Here is a 15,129-nt window from a genome sequence, read left to right as displayed (position 1 = left end):
CACATTTAAAGTGGATATTTGAGTGGTTTATTAGACACACTACCTTTGATTTTGACACTCTACAGATGTACGGAGCTTATTCAAAAATCAAATAGAATTCCTATATCAATTTTAAGTAAGTCGGCGTTAAAAAATCAATCTATGTAAGGAAGTCTAAACTTATTCAAGAGCTTAGAAATGAATTGTTCCAGGGTTTTTACAAATAATTGCTGATAATCTAAATGATTTATTGGATGATTTCCTCTCCGTTACTCAAAATTTCTACTTGAATTGTTTGACCTATTAGGTCTACTATTCCTTGCGATCGCACATCCTACCTAGTTAGCTAAATTGTGTCTAGTATATTGTTCTGCCAGTCTAACGTAGTAGGATTGTTCAAGTAAAAGGGGACGAGTAGCCATCGATCGCTAGTAGACACCCTAAAATGAGAACAAAAGACGATTCCTAAAACAAGCACATTCCATGCGTATTTCTCTAAATTGGCTGCGCGAACTAGTAGAGATAAAACTTAGTCCAGAAGAATTAGCCGAAACCCTGACAATGGCGGGGTTTGAGGTTGAAGATATTGAAGACCGCCGCACTTGGGCAAATGGTGTGGTGATCGGGAAAGTGCTTGAGCGTCAACCCCATCCCAACGCCGATAAATTGAGTGTTTGCCAGGTGGATATCGGTGCAGGTGAAACTTTAAATATTGTCTGTGGTGCTGCCAATGTGAAGGCAGATATCTATGTACCAGTGGCAACTACGGGTACTTACTTACCAAATATCGATTTAAAAATTAAACCAGCAAAACTACGTGGTGTCCCTTCTCAGGGCATGATTTGTTCTTTAAAGGAACTCGGTTTGCCCACTGATGTAGACGGAATTCATATTTTTACCCAGGAAAATTTACCATTGGGTAGTGACGTGCGTCCGTTGTTGGGTTTAGATGATGTAATTTTAGACCTCACGGCAACTGCTAATCGCGCTGATGCTTTGAGTATGGTAGGCGTAGCAAGGGAAGTAGCAGCTTTGACGGGTGGAAAGTTGAGCATTCCTGAACCGGGTGAAGTTTCTATTACCAAAAGTGCCGGAAATTTAGCTTTAAAAATTGCCGATAGCCAAGCTTGTCCTGCATACATCGGTACGGTAATTGCACAGGTGAAAATTGCTCCGTCTCCCCAATGGCTGCAACAGCGTTTGCGGGCGGCTGGGGTACGTCCCATCAGTAATGTTGTGGATATTACTAATTACGTTTTGTTGGAATGGGGACAACCACTACACGCCTTTGACTGCGATCGCCTACAATCTGTTGCAAGTAGCGAAAATCTAACCATCGGCGTTCGCTTCGCCAATAATGGAGAATTTCTCAAAACCCTGGATGGACAAACTCGCACCCTAGCAACCCAAAATTTGTTAATTACCGCTAACGACAGACCCGTTGCACTGGCGGGAGTCATGGGTGGAGAAGAAACAGAAGTCCATCAAGGGACTCAAAGCCTAGTTTTAGAAGCAGCTTTATTTGATTCCGTGGCAATTCGCCGTTCTTCCCGCAGTGTTGGGTTAAGAAGTGAGGCTTCTGGCAGATATGAACGGGGAGTTAACCGCGCTGAGTTGGAAATAGCTAATCGCCGCGCCTTATCTTTAATTAGCGAATTAGCGAGTGGAATTATAGTCCAGCAGGAAATTACCGACACCCGCCCCGATCCTTCTACCTGGAGTCGTTCCATCGCCCTGCGTTTAGATCGAGTTAATCAAATACTCGGGCCAATCGAATTGGAAGAGGACGCAGGTGAACTCCAAGAACAAGATGTTGAGCGCATCCTGACTGCATTGGGATGTAAATTAACTCCTTCAGGAGAAGATACTAACCATCAACCTACATGGTCTGTCTCTGTCCCACCCTATCGTTACCGCGACTTAGAGCGGGAAATTGATTTAATTGAAGAAATTGCCCGTCTCTATGGCTACAACAAATTCTGTGATACTTTACCAGAAAAAGCCGAAGCCGGTTATCTGCCTTTAGATGAAGAACTAATTCGCAAATTACGAGCTTTCTTCCGGGCTGAAGGATTGACAGAATTAATCCACTATTCTTTAGTCAAACCAGGAGAAGACAGAAACATAGTACTGTCAAACCCCTTATTTGTAGAATATTCAGCCCTGCGAACCGATTTGATATCTGGGCTGATTGATGCCTTTCAATACAATTTAGAGCAGGGTAATGGTGCCCTTAACGGTTTTGAAATTGGGCAGATTTTCTGGCGAGAAGAAGAGGGTTTGCAAGAAACAGAAGCCCTGGCGGGCATTGTGGGAGGCGATCGCACTGTTGGCAAATGGTCAAAAAGTGGACGCGAAGAACCCATCACCTGGTTTGAAGCCAAAGGCATTTTAGAAAGTGTATTTCGGCAACTTGCTTTGGAGGTAGAATTTCAACCCGATTGTCGAGATCATCGCTTACATCCAGGGCGCACCGCTTCTCTGTGGATTAGGGGTACCCGGCTGGGAATTTTTGGACAACTCCATCCGCAATTGCGACGAGACAAAGGTTTACCAGATTCCGTTTATGTTTTTCAGTTGGATCTAGATGTGCTTTTAGAATCTCTAGGACAAGATGAAATTCTCGTTCCCACATTCAGTCCTTATTCTACCTATCCAGCTAGCGATCGCGACATCGCCTTTTTCGCACCCGTGAAAATCTCAGTTTCCGAAATTGAAAAAGTAATTACCAAAGCGGGTAAAGATTTGCTCGAATCAGTGGAATTATTTGATGAATATCGTGGCGAAAACGTCCCCGAAGGACAGAGAAGTTTGGCATTCCGTCTAGTTTATCGGGCTAGCGATCGCACTTTGACTGAGGCTGAAGTTGAACCAGTACATAATAAAGTCCGCGAAGCCTTGGTGGAAAAATTCGGCGTGAACCTCAGAAGTTAGGAGTTAGGAGTTAGGAGTTTGGAGTTATACCAATTCACGAAAACCTTGACACACATAGATTTATCGTAGGGGCATGGCATTGCCATGCCCTTACTAGGGTATTTGTATCATTTTTAAAGTGAAATGGTATTAGGAGTTCTTTGGTCTAGTTCCCAGGTTGAACCTGGGAATACTTTACTTGAGGCTCTGCCTCATATTCTTTTGTAAAGACTAGCCAAAAATTTTCAACTCTACATCGGCGCATATTATGAACACGCTGGAAATAACTCAACAAACTCAGCAGACGCAATCACAGATGTCTCTCACACTTGATAGTCCTAAATCAGTCAAACTACAGGTTAAGCAAATTTCTCTATTACAAAAGCAACTCAGAGCGCTCAAAAAGGAGGTTAATGTAAATATACGTAATATTAATCAGGAAGCAAGTCAATCTGGTACAGATAGTGTTGTATCCCTTGGTTTAGATATTTTTGGGAAACACAAGTGGGCTGGAAGGTTGAGGGCAGAAACTCGACGTGCAATTGAACGAGAAAAGAAATTCTCTCGTCAGCCATACCTTGAAATCAAAGAAGCCATTGAGAATCTCATTTTAGAAGGAGATCGACTCAAGCTTTTGGCAGAGCAATATCTTATTAACCAGCAGGAGTAACAAGCAATTATGCCTAAATATGTAGTCTGGGGAACTTATTGCGAAGACGTTCTCGAAAAACGCGTCCCCCACCGTCAAGCTCATTTAGACGGATTAGCAAAACAGAAAGAATCCGGTGTGCTGATTACTATCGGCCCCACAAAGGATGTCACAAAAGTTTTTGGGATTTACGAAGCCGAAGACGAAGCGATCGTCCGCCAGTTAATTGAAAACGATCCCTACTGGAAAAATGGTATCTGGACTGAATATTCAGTCAAAGAATGGATTCAGGCTTTTTGAATTAAGTATGGAGCATGGGGAATATAGCGGTTCTCGTTTACGTGAGGTACACCCGTAGGGGCACGGCATGCCGTGCCCCTACACCTTGCGATATAATGTTGTACCGCATCTGAGTGGGAACCGCTATAAGGAACGAGTCTTTGATACTCGTGAACGAGTCTTTGAACTCCACTCTTCTGCATCCTCACTCCCCACAAATATGAAAATTTGGCAAGCTGATTTTTATCGTCGTCCATTAGCAGATGCATCTGGACAAGTTTTATGGGAGTTGTTGATTTGTGACGCAACTCGCAGCTTTGAGTATGAAGCTACCTGTCTCCAGTCAGCAGCAAATTCTAATTGGGTTTCTACTCAACTTGAGCTAGCTGCTGGTGAAAAATTGCCGGATGTGATTCAGGTGTTTCGTCCGCAGTCACTCAGTTTAATTGAGGCGGCGGGACGCAATTTAAGTATAAATGTCGAACCTACCCGTCACACTTTGGCGTTAAAGCAGTGGTTGCAAGAAAAGCAATATCCCTCAACGCTGGATAAACCACCCCCAGCACCATTACCAGAAAACCTCTGGGGAGAACAATGGCGTTTTGCAAGTTTAGCTGCTAGTGATGTAGAAACGAGATTTAGCGATCGCCCCATTCCCATTTTGCACATCCCAGAACACCTCAAACCCATCAATTTGGGTTTAGCGTCAACTGTCCCCGTCCCTGGTGTGGTAATTTATGGTGGACGGCAATCAATGCGCCTAGCGCGGTGGTTGCAGCAAGCCCGTGTCGTAAGTTTGAACTACATTTCTGGCGCACCGGATGGCTTAATATTAGAAGCTGGTTTAGTGGATAGATGGATTGTTGCCACATTTGAAGATCCAGAAGTTACAACAGCTGCCCAAGCATTTCAACAACGGAAAAAGCATTGCCGAGGATTACATTTTTTGTTAGTGCAACCCGATGATTCTGGGATGACTTATAGCGGCTTTTGGTTATTGCAGACAGAAGATTGATATTAATTGACACAAATATTGTTCCGTTTCTTCTTGCCTATTTTTTCGGTAAATAAAGCGAAGGTAGTAAAGTTTGTAAATACTTATAATAAACTCAAACTTTATACCCTCAGATTATACATCTCAAACCTTGGCAAGACTTAACATCAAGCAGATATCTGTAATGCTGCATAAATACAGATTGAGCGCTGATGGCAGCAATTTGGTCTGAGCAACGTTTATCAACGGTGCAAACCCGTTTGGGAGAAGAACATCTCTCTGTTGCCACCAGCCTGAAGGAGCTAGCAGAACTCTACTATTATCAAGGACGCTATGAGCAAGCTGAACCGCGAAGTGCTGTATCTGCAAGCTTCAGGACAGAGAAAATGGGTGCTGGGAGAACAACATTCTTCTGTTGCGACTACCCTGAAAATCCTAGCAGGACTCTACTATTATCAAGGACGCTATGACCAAGCTGAAGAGTTGTTAGTGGAAGCTTTAGAACACAGAAAAAGGCTGCTGGAAGAAAAACATCCTTTTGTCCCCACCAGTCTGAAGAAGTTAGCAGGACTTTACTATTATCAAGGATGCTATGACCAAGCCGAAGAGTTGTTAGTGGAAGCTTTAGAACAGAGAAAACGGCTGCTGGAAGAAAAACATCCTTTTGTCCCCACCAGTCTGAAGAAGTTAGCAGGACTTTACTATTATCAAGGACGCTATGACCAAGCCGAAGAGTTGTTAGTGGAAGCTTTAGGACAGAGAAAACTGCTGCTAGGAGAAGAACATCCTTCTGTCGTCACCAGCCTGAACAACCTAGCGTCACTTTATGATTCTCAAGGACGCCATGATCAAGCCGAGCCGCTTTATCTGCAAGCTTTAGAAGTATTTCAGCACCTGCTGGATACTTATCCAGAATATTAATTTAGAGGTTGTTTAAAAAATCCTTTTGTTGGTAGCAAAACGTTTTAGATCCCCCTAAATCCCCCGATAAATTGGTTTACTGTTAATTCCGGTTCCCCCCTTTTTTTTTGGGGGTTAGGTGCTGACTTTTCACGTCATGTGGAAAAGCTCTAACGATTAACCTAACCCCCTAACCCCATTCCCTTGTAGGGAATGGGGAAGATTCAAAGTCTCTCTCCTTGTAGGAGAGAGATTTAGAGAGAGGTTTTCCAGATCCCGTGAAAAGTCAGGGGTTAGGTGGGATCAAGAAGTGCCTAAAATCACAGCTAAAAATTTTTTCAACAACCTCTTAGTCGTAACCGCTCACAGTTTTTTTTAGCTACTGCAAAAATACAGGTATACATATTGGCTTATAAACATTGGCTAAGTAGTTGCATCAAGGCCATCACGGCTTTCGGATCGCTATACACAAATATTGCGTTGAGAGAGTTGATACCAAAGGCACTTACTTTCCCCAGTTCTGCACGACTGTTGGTAGTCAATCAAGAACTAGAGCGGAAAATCAGCGATGTATACGAGGAGCTTCGCTTACTCAAGCAAGCAGAAATTGCGATCGCACAAAGCGAGATTCGCTACCGTGCCATTGTAGAAGATCAGACTGAAGTGATTGCCCGATATTTACCAGACGGCACACTCACGTTTTTCAACCAAGCTTTTGCGCTTTATTTTGGGCGATCGCCAGAGGAAATCATCAGTAGCCCCGATCAACCCATTATCTTGGAGGCAGATCGGCAGCGAGTTGCTGAATTTGTAGCTTTAATTAGTGCTGATAATCCTGTTGTCATCATTGAAAATCGCGTTCTTCAGGGAGATCGGGTGTGTTGGACTAAGTGGCTTAACCGAATGATATTTGACGAGCAAGGATGCTTTCTGGAATTTCAATCGGTGGGATACGATATCACAGACTTCAAGCAAATCGAAGAAACACTTTTTCAAGAAAAAGAATTAGCTGAGGTGACATTGCAATCCATCGGAGATGCAGTTCTGACCACAGATGCCTTGGGCAAAATTGAATATCTCAATCCCATTGCACAATTTCTGCTTGGATGTAGTGAAGTATCTGCAAAAGGGTTGCAGTTAGGAGAACTCTTTGAAATTGTGCATGAAATGACAGGGGAGAAAGTTAATAACCCAATTGAGCAAGCGTTACAGGAAAATCGAACTGTGAGTCTAGCAAACCATACCGTTTTAATTAATCAGAATAATCAAGAAATTGCGATTCAAGATTCAGCCTCCCCCATTCGCAATCGTGAGGGAAAAGTTATTGGCGGGGTTATGGTGTTTCGTGACGTGACTCAGAACCGCGAGTTTTCACGTCAGCTATTCTGGCAGGCAAGCCATGATGCCTTAACCGGATTGGTGAATCGCCAGGAGTTTGAGCAGCGGATTGAACAAGCATTACGTTTTACCAAATTAGACTACGAGGTTCATGCATTGTGCTATTTGGATCTCGATCACTTCAAAATTGTAAATGATACCTGTGGTCATGTGGCTGGAGACAAATTATTGCGTCAAATTACTGTCATATTGCAGGATAAAATTCGGAAAACTGACACACTGGCACGGTTAGGGGGCGATGAATTTGGCCTATTGCTCAATCAGTGTACACTGGAGCAAGCTTTACTAGTTGCCCATGAGCTGCTTTCGTGTGTTCAAGACTTCCGGTTTGTTTGGCAAGAGCAGGTATTTTCAATTGGAGCAAGTATCGGCTTAGTCAGTATCGACGCGAATAGCGAGAGCATTGCAGAAATTCTCAGCAGGGCTGACGCAGCTTGCTATACCGCAAAAAACCAGGGGCGCAATCGCGTGTACGTTGCTCAGACTGACGACCAGGATCGAATGCAACAGCGCGGGGAGATGCAGTGGGCTAGCCGCATTTCTCAAGCCTTGGAAAGTGATTGGTTTTGTCTCTATGTTCAACCCATTGCTGCTATCACCCCGGCGGCTGAAAACGGTGACCATTATGAAGTACTGCTGCGGCTCCGGGATGAACAGGGAAATTTAGTGTTGCCGATGAGGTTTATTCCAGCAGCAGAACGCTACGACTTGATGCACCTGGTCGATCGCTGGGTAATTCGGACTCTGTTCAGGAATTGGACAAAGGTTGCTGGCGATAAACAAATCATGTATGCAATTAACCTTTCTGGCTCTAGCATCAACGACGATCAGTTCATTCACTTTCTGTATGAGCAGTTTAGCCTATACTCTATCTCACCCTACTGCATTTGCTTTGAGATTACCGAAACTGTGGCGATCGCCAACTTGAGCAAAGCCAAGCAGTTCATTGAGTCACTTCAACGGATGGGCTGTAGCTTCGCGTTAGACGATTTTGGGGTGGGGATGTCGTCCTTTGCCTATCTCAAGTCTCTGCCTGTGGATTACCTCAAAATTGACGGGAGCTTTATTCGTAACATTATCGATAATCCTGTGGATAATGCGATCGTGACAGCAATGACGCACATTAGCAGTGTGATGGGTATTAAGACGATTGCTGAGTTTGTAGAGAATGACGCGATTTTAGAGCGAATTAGAGCATTAGGAATTGATTACGCACAGGGAAATGGCATTGCACTACCTCGCCCATTGGGGTCAGGAACATAATTTAAAGATTGAGCAAGTGTAAGCTGAGATTTATCTATTCTTTCTGGAGAAGAATAGAAGGTTTTTATAATCACTTCCTGAGCCACAGCTTTGACTACATTAATACTCACAGAATTTCCCAGTTGATAATAAGCCTTATCATCATGAGGATGAAGTATAAAGCTGTCAGGAAAACCTTGCAATCTTGCAGCTTCTCGCGGAGTTAGTCGCCGCACTCTCTGATTGTGATAAACTCCCAATCTATTGGCATCACTAGCAACCAACGTTACCGAAATCTTATTTGGATCTACAAATTTATAAACTTCAAATGAAAAGTTACCCGATAGAGGTTTGTATTTATCATTAATAAGGTTTAGATACTTTTTTGTAACTAGTGAATTTAAAATTTCCCCTAAATTGGGATGTTCAAAAAAGCTAGCGATTTGCTCCTGAGTTAATAATTTACCATCTTGTTCTTGCCCAAACTTATTATTCCGTCTCTTTAATATGAAACGGTTCATCAGTTCAATTTCCTCAGCACTACACTCACCACGCAATCCTAAATCCCAGGAATGAATAGAGTTTCCACCTCGGTAATCAATCAGCCTGATCCCATGTAAACGATTTAAATCATTATTAAATATTCGTTTCAACGCATTGACAAACTTTGGTGAACAATCATACTTTTCATCTGGATTATCTTCCAAAATATCCGCGACAGCCACAATTTTTTTTGGTGGGTAAAACAAAGATAACTGCTGAGGGTTATATGAATGCGAATCTTTTGGCCCCACATCAGAAATCAATTCAAAAGTGGGAGAAGCATCTAAAATTCCTACCAGATAAATGCGGACACGATTTTGCGGTAAGCCAAAGTTTGCGCTGTTGAGTAAAAAAGCATGAAAACTATAACCTCTTTTTTGAATTTCATGCTTAATTGTTGCTAAGGTTCGCCCTTGATCGTGACTATAAAGCCCTCGAACGTTCTCAAAAATAAAAGCTTGCGGTTTATAGGTATCAAGTAATCTTGTTATTTCAAAAAATAGCGTACCTCGTGTATCGACAAACCCTTCTTTTTTGCCAGCATGAGAAAAAGATTGACAAGGAAATCCAGCTAATAAAAATTCATGTTCTGGTAGTTGATCAATTAATCGGATGTCACCTAAAGCTTTTTGACCAAAGTTTTTTTCATAAACTAATTGAGCATCTGTATTAATTTCACTGCTTAAAACGCATTCACTTTCTATATTTAAAGAATTAGCCGCTTGTTCAAAGGCTAATCTAATTCCCCCTATTCCTGAAAATAAATCTACAAACCGAATTTTATGCATAGATATAAAAGTAATTTTCAAGTGCGTGCAATCAGTAAGTAGGCATAATTAAACATCAAATAAAATCTTAGAGGATGTTTTAAAAGTCCTCTTGTCGGTAGCAAAACCTTCTAGATCCCCCTAAATCCATGCCACGTGCAACAAGAGTGGCTCCCCTTCAAAAGGGGGACTTTGATTCTTCCCCCTTTTTTAAGGCTTGCTCGGGGGGATCATTAAGTGCCTAAAATCACCCTAAAACACTTTTAAAACATCCTCTTAGTTCGTAGTGAGCGATTCATCGCTCAAAACAAGGATCATTAGGACTAAAGTCCTTACTACAAACTTTAATTTATTTACGCCTAGCTACTTAAGAGAAATCTTTAGACATGGTGAGATTGAAAGTGAGCAATAGCTTAAATTCTAAGTTAACAACGTGGATGAAATTTGCTGATTTTCTTTTTGAGCGCTAAAAACCATGCATTTTACCACAGAATCATCATAAGATATTTTTATTAATGGGAGAATAATTAAATTAAAATAAAAGTTATTCAGTATTTTTACCTTTCATTGCGGAATGCAAACAGCTTAAACTGTAGCAGAAGTATTAGCCAAAACTATTGCAGCTAAGAGACAATGAGCGAAATTAGCCCCAGACGAATTGTAATTGGGGATGTGCATGGACACTATGAAGGTTTAATGACATTGCTGGAGGCGATCGCCCCCACATCAGAAGATCAAGTCTATTTTCTGGGAGACTTAATCGATCGCGGTCCCCATAGCGCACAAGTAGTTAATTTTGTCAAGCGAAATAACTACCCATGTTTGCTGGGAAATCATGAGCAGATGTTATTAAGCATTCTGACCAATGAAAAGACTTCCTCCTCCACCATGCAAGCATGGCTATATAGTGGCGGAGAAGCGACCGTAGCCAGTTACCAAGAGGCTCCAATTCCTGACGACCATCTGGATTGGTTAAAAACTTTGCCTACATACCTTGACTTGGGGGATATTTGGTTAACTCATGCTGGTGTTGACCCTTCGATGTCGGTGACAGAACAAACTGCCGATGAACTGTGCTGGATACGAGAAGAATTTCACAGCATTGAAAAACCCTACTTCCCAGATAAGCAAATTATCATCGGTCATACCATTACCTTTACCTTGCCGGGTGTTTCTCCTGGGAAACTGGCACAAGGACAGGGATGGCTAGACATAGATACTGGCGCTTATCATCCCCGGAGTGGCTGGTTGACTGGACTGGATGTTACAAATCAATTGGTTTATCAAGTTAACATCTTTAAAAACCATATCCGTACCCTGCCTTTAGAAGAGATTGTAATTACCATTGATCCAGCCAAAATCAAAGTTGATCGCCGGAATAGGAATTGAGGAGGAGTGGGGAGTGGGGAGAAATCAATTCAAAATTCAAAATTCAAAATTAAAGAACTTCTGCCTTCTGCCTCCTCTTTCCCAATGCCCAATACTTCTCTACGAGAGGCTACGCCAACGGCTTACCTCGGCTTCGCTCGGCACAAGTCGCTCAGTAGAAGTGGCCAATGCCCCATATTGTCAAGACCTCGCTAATGCTCGAACATTGGCTTTATAACTAGCTTTATCCAAGCCATATTTTCCATTACTAGGTTGAGAGTTAATTGCACTTCTTAGGGCATCAATGCGATCGCTGGTTCCGGGGTGCGTACTCAAAAATGTCGGCGCAGAACCACCCTTTTTCAGCAGCTTTTGCATAAAAGAAACCATTGCAGACTGGGCATAACCAGTACGTGTCAAGGTTCGTAGTCCTCTTTGATCAGCCTCAAATTCATTTTTCCGACTGCGTGGCAAGTCTCGTGCTAACTGTACACCAATTTGTACTGCTGAATTTCGATCTAAGCCAGCTGCTGTTAATAGACCACTTTCGAGGGCTTTTTGCTGCATCTGTTTGACTACGTGTTTCCCGCCAATGTGACCAATTTCATGGGCAAGTACACTTGCCAATTCCGCTTCATTGTCTGCGGTTTTGAGCAAACCCGTGTGGACATATACATAGCCGCCCAAGGTAGCAAAGGCGTTAATAGAGTCATCCTGAACTATCTGGAAAGTATAGGGGAGATCGGGGCGATCGCTATTCGCTGCTAAACGCCTACCAACTTGCTCTACATAACGATTAACTTCGGGATTGTGGTAAAGCCGGACTTGACTACCCACTAATTCCTGATTAATCTGCTTACCAAGATCAACTTCTTGATTAGGGGATATATTAGAAAGCTGAAATGCCTGAACTCCTTGGAGTAGAAGAGGTAAGAAGTCTAAAGCTCTTCCAGGCAAGGGTGTACTTAGGCAGACACTCAGGGCGACTACCACTGAAATGAGGGGATAAAACCAGCCACGCCGCCACACACGGTAATTTGTCACAAAACCTTTCCAGTTGAACATAATATACTCTGAAGATTATTTCAGGAGAACATAAAATAATGAGATAAATTGTGAGACGGATTTAGAGTATTCTAAGTTGCATTCTTAACTCCAGACCAAAGGAGTTGTTATACAGATAATTCTGACGCAAATCTACCTAACTGCCGGGGACTAGGGATTGCCTCTAGAGATAGGCTTAAACACTAGATTTTACTTTCTAGGTACGTTCAGTTTTAACAACTCAAAACTTGAAGGTTAGCTGCCACTCCTCGGAAATTACGAACTCGTGATAAACTGTCGCATAACTGCAACCCCTAGATGCTTTGAGCTATTAGCAAATAGGGAAAATTGCCGTTTCCATTCAAAACCTTCTTGCTACAATCAATTACTTCGCTATTACCTTGGAAAACTTTTTATGGCTATTTTAGATTCAAAAGGTCGCTTGTTCGGCAAAATAAACCTCCTAGATTTAGGTGCTGCCCTCGTAATTCTCTTAGTTATATTTGGCATCTTTTTCTTTCCTGGCACTTCTGGCTCAGTTGCCCAAGTCGGTGCAAAAACAGTACCTATAGAAGTAGACTTAGTAGTTCGTGGTTTGAATGTACGTGACCCGCAAAAATTAATCGATAACGGTTTAAAAAAAGGCGGGAAAACTAATGTCATCATCCGCAATCAGCCCTATGGAGAAATTGAAATTAAATCTGTTCAACAGCTACCCAGAACAATAAATATTCCCCAACCTGATGGTACTGTTAAAGAACTACCAGATCCAAAAACCAACAATTATAGTACAGATTTGATTTTGACTTTAGATGGCAAAGCCCAAGTCACTGAAAGTGGGCCAGTTCTGGGTAATAGTAAGGTGAAAATTGGGATGCCATTTGAGTTAGAAGGCTTTAACTACAACTTTAATGCAACTGTCATTGATATCAGATTGAAAGACAAATAGTATTCTCACTTTTGTTGATAATAGCAACGCGCAGATCCCCGACTTCTTAAGGAAGTCGGGGATCTTGTTTCTCAGAAACCACAAAGGCAGTTTTTTATGTTAATTAAGCAAAGGTAAAAATTTGCGAATTAAGCCAATTGTCACTGCTGGTAATTCCAACTGCGGTGTTAACCCGACATTTTCCAACTGTTGAAAAAATCGGATCGCTTGGGGATTCATTTCGGCAAGGCGGCGACCAATTGATGGCCCCGTAAATTCCGATTTTTGTCCCCAAATAATCGCAGTGGGAGTTGTTAGTTGTTGAATATAAAGAGATAAATCAAAGCACAAATCGCCACGTACAAAAGACAATGCTGCATACTCAGCATTAGGCTGTTGGGCGGATTGTAGATAAGCTTCTACAATTTCTTCGTACACTCGATTGCCTTGAGCAAATTGCCGTTGCTCTAAGAAGCTGCGAATACCCCCACTTGTCGCAATTCCAGTGCTATAAAGTAAACGGTCAACAACGGGAACGCTAACTATCTGGGCAAAAAAGCTCCGAGAATAGTCTTCGCCAAAGTCGGAAATTCCGGCGGGGGTAGTCAGAATTAAAGACTTGAATAAATCAGGATGATCTGATGCTACCCGAATTGTAAATGCTGCGGTCAAAGAAGAAGCGATCGCTACTACTGGCCGAGTACAAGTCTGCTCGATAAACTCCCCAATCGTTGTCAAATAATCTTCAATCTTATAACTCCGTGGTGGATGCTCAGACCGACCCCAACCGATCAAATCGGGCGCAATGACCCGATATTCAGCCGCAAAAGCTGGATAAACTTTTGACCACTCATAAGCAGAAGATCCACCACCAAAGCCGTGCAGAAACACCAAAGTTTCCCGATCATCTTTGCCAGTCACATTTTCCTGCCAAGGTGAACCATTGGCAGTATAATATACCATTCTACCTAGTGAGGTATTTATGGAGCGTTGTTCAAATCCTAGTGGTTGAAACATAAGTATTTTTTTTGACTGTAGTGATAGTTGACATAAGTTAAAAAAGAGACCTGGACACCGTGACACCGAGACAGTACTTGATAACTTTCGTTTTTCTCTTTAATTAGGACTTACGTACAACATGCCCTTGCTCTGAGCGGTTTAAAATGGTATCTTTATTTGCGCCGTGCTGTACTAGTCTACTATCCGTGCATAAAACTAGGGATCTTGTAGTTTGAGCCTTAATCCTTTCTTCATCCATAGTAAAACTTATACAATAGTTAATTTCGTAATCAAGTAGGTAAACACTGTGGCACAGGCTTCGTCTTCTTGGCAGCAATTAATCAACCAGATCCCCAACTGGAACTGGTTGCTGACAAAATTCAAGACAAAGGGAGCCATAAAGCAGCAAACATTTAAGCGCTTCTCTGGACCTGGGGGCTTTCTTGGGTTCTTGACAATCGTTGTTGCTATGTTGTTGTGGAACTGGAAACTGCTATTGGCTCTCTTAATCGGCATTGGGGTAATGGTATTGGTTTACTCAATGCAGGAGTGGGACTGGCAATTGCGCTGGTCTAAAATAAGTAATTTCTTAAACAGTTCAAATCGTCGGTTAGCTTTGGCAGTCGTCAGTGGTGGTCTTGCTACTGTCAGCACTTACATGGCGGCAGCAATTTGGGTTGACTCTCATAGTCACTGGATTGCTGCTGGTGCTATTGTGCAAGCTGTGGGAACCCTGTTAACTTTAATTTTATTGGGATGGCAAATTGTTAACTTCTATGAAAATCGAGAAGAAGACCATCTTGATCAGTTATTGGTAAATTTAACAGAAAAAGATCCATTGAAGCGGTTGATTGCCCTACGTCAACTAAATAAATTAATCAGCCGTAAGCAAGTTGGTTTTTCAGTGCAGCAAGATGTTGTCGAATGCTTGCAACTCCTACTCAGTCGAGAGGAAGAAGTTGTAGTTCGAGAGGCAGCTTTTAAAAGTTTACAAGCTTGCGATCGCCTACAAGTTCTACCCCCCAAAACAGCAACAATTTTCAAACCCGTATCAGCAAAACTCAAGCATCATGTTTATTAGTCATTTGTCATTGGTCATTTGTCATTGGTTAAATGATGAGTGCTA

Annotated in this window: 12 protein-coding genes; 9 read left to right on the top strand and 3 right to left on the bottom strand. The window is 42.3% G+C overall.

Annotated features, from left to right (window positions below):
• The first annotated feature begins 462 nt into the window (after positions 1-462).
• The 6 genes from pheT (at position 463) to V7K50_RS23585 (ending at position 8,375) form a co-directional block, all read left to right on the top strand.
• Complete coding sequence (gene pheT, locus V7K50_RS23610) at positions 463-2,913, top strand: phenylalanine--tRNA ligase subunit beta (protein ID WP_334964283.1); 2,451 nt, start codon at positions 463-465, stop codon at positions 2,911-2,913.
• Between the two features lie 247 nt (positions 2,914-3,160).
• Positions 3,161-3,562, top strand: a complete 402-nt coding sequence (locus V7K50_RS23605) for a hypothetical protein (RefSeq protein WP_334964281.1) — start codon at positions 3,161-3,163, stop codon at positions 3,560-3,562.
• A gap of 9 nt (positions 3,563-3,571) precedes the next feature.
• Positions 3,572-3,841: a YciI family protein gene (locus V7K50_RS23600; RefSeq protein WP_334964279.1), complete on the top strand. Its 270-nt coding sequence runs from the start codon at positions 3,572-3,574 to the stop codon at positions 3,839-3,841.
• 199 nt (positions 3,842-4,040) lie between these two features.
• Positions 4,041-4,835 (top strand): Tab2/Atab2 family RNA-binding protein, encoded by a 795-nt coding sequence (locus V7K50_RS23595; RefSeq protein WP_334964285.1) that lies wholly within the window; start codon positions 4,041-4,043, stop codon positions 4,833-4,835.
• A 312-nt stretch (positions 4,836-5,147) separates the two neighbouring features.
• A complete protein-coding gene (locus V7K50_RS23590; RefSeq protein ID WP_334964277.1) occupies positions 5,148-5,735 on the top strand; it encodes a tetratricopeptide repeat protein in 588 nt (195 codons plus the stop codon).
• Between the two features lie 384 nt (positions 5,736-6,119).
• Positions 6,120-8,375, top strand: coding sequence for an EAL domain-containing protein (locus V7K50_RS23585; protein ID WP_334964275.1), 2,256 nt, complete (start codon positions 6,120-6,122; stop codon positions 8,373-8,375).
• Here the strand turns inward: V7K50_RS23585 and dcm are convergent.
• Complete coding sequence (gene dcm, locus V7K50_RS23580; RefSeq protein WP_334964273.1) at positions 8,321-9,706, bottom strand: DNA (cytosine-5-)-methyltransferase; 1,386 nt, start codon at positions 9,704-9,706, stop codon at positions 8,321-8,323. The genes V7K50_RS23585 and dcm overlap by 55 nt on opposite strands.
• Before the next feature lie 591 nt (positions 9,707-10,297).
• On the opposite strand from dcm, the gene V7K50_RS23575 reads away from it, so the two are divergent.
• Positions 10,298-11,053 (top strand): metallophosphoesterase family protein, encoded by a 756-nt coding sequence (locus V7K50_RS23575; RefSeq protein ID WP_334964271.1) that lies wholly within the window; start codon positions 10,298-10,300, stop codon positions 11,051-11,053.
• Between the two features lie 180 nt (positions 11,054-11,233).
• Here the strand turns inward: V7K50_RS23575 and V7K50_RS23570 are convergent, their stop codons facing one another.
• Positions 11,234-12,097: a M48 family metallopeptidase gene (locus tag V7K50_RS23570; RefSeq protein ID WP_334964269.1), complete on the bottom strand. Its 864-nt coding sequence runs from the start codon at positions 12,095-12,097 to the stop codon at positions 11,234-11,236.
• A gap of 394 nt (positions 12,098-12,491) precedes the next feature.
• On the opposite strand from V7K50_RS23570, the gene V7K50_RS23565 reads away from it, so the two are divergent.
• Entirely contained in the window at positions 12,492-13,025 is a 534-nt protein-coding gene (locus V7K50_RS23565; RefSeq protein WP_334964267.1) for a DUF4330 domain-containing protein, read from the top strand.
• A 99-nt stretch (positions 13,026-13,124) separates the two neighbouring features.
• Here V7K50_RS23565 and V7K50_RS23560 read toward each other — a convergent pair whose 3' ends face one another.
• Positions 13,125-14,021: an alpha/beta fold hydrolase gene (locus V7K50_RS23560; protein ID WP_334964265.1), complete on the bottom strand. Its 897-nt coding sequence runs from the start codon at positions 14,019-14,021 to the stop codon at positions 13,125-13,127.
• Positions 14,022-14,310: 289 nt separating this feature from the next.
• Here V7K50_RS23560 and V7K50_RS23555 point away from each other — a divergent pair, with 289 nt between their 5' ends.
• Positions 14,311-15,084, top strand: a complete 774-nt coding sequence (locus V7K50_RS23555) for an armadillo-type fold-containing protein (protein WP_334964263.1) — start codon at positions 14,311-14,313, stop codon at positions 15,082-15,084.
• Positions 15,085-15,129 lie beyond the last annotated feature (45 nt).

Source organism: Nostoc sp., assembly GCF_036917135.1.
In the GTDB taxonomy this organism is placed as follows: domain Bacteria; phylum Cyanobacteriota; class Cyanobacteriia; order Cyanobacteriales; family Nostocaceae; genus Nostoc.
This window is presented reverse-complemented; position numbering and strand designations above follow the sequence as displayed.

Bases quoted from the DNA above. Each gene is read 5' to 3' on its own strand.
- pheT (WP_334964283.1), top strand. From the start codon at position 463: ATGCGTATTTCTCTAAATTGGCTGCGCGAACTAGTAGAGATAAAACTT.
- V7K50_RS23560 (WP_334964265.1), bottom strand. From the start codon at position 14,021: ATGTTTCAACCACTAGGATTTGAACAACGCTCCATAAATACCTCACTA.
- V7K50_RS23600 (WP_334964279.1), top strand. From the start codon at position 3,572: ATGCCTAAATATGTAGTCTGGGGAACTTATTGCGAAGACGTTCTCGAA.
- V7K50_RS23565 (WP_334964267.1), top strand. From the start codon at position 12,492: ATGGCTATTTTAGATTCAAAAGGTCGCTTGTTCGGCAAAATAAACCTC.
- V7K50_RS23575 (WP_334964271.1), top strand. From the start codon at position 10,298: ATGAGCGAAATTAGCCCCAGACGAATTGTAATTGGGGATGTGCATGGA.
- V7K50_RS23595 (WP_334964285.1), top strand. From the start codon at position 4,041: ATGAAAATTTGGCAAGCTGATTTTTATCGTCGTCCATTAGCAGATGCA.
- V7K50_RS23570 (WP_334964269.1), bottom strand. From the start codon at position 12,097: ATGTTCAACTGGAAAGGTTTTGTGACAAATTACCGTGTGTGGCGGCGT.
- V7K50_RS23590 (WP_334964277.1), top strand. From the start codon at position 5,148: ATGAGCAAGCTGAACCGCGAAGTGCTGTATCTGCAAGCTTCAGGACAG.
- V7K50_RS23605 (WP_334964281.1), top strand. From the start codon at position 3,161: ATGAACACGCTGGAAATAACTCAACAAACTCAGCAGACGCAATCACAG.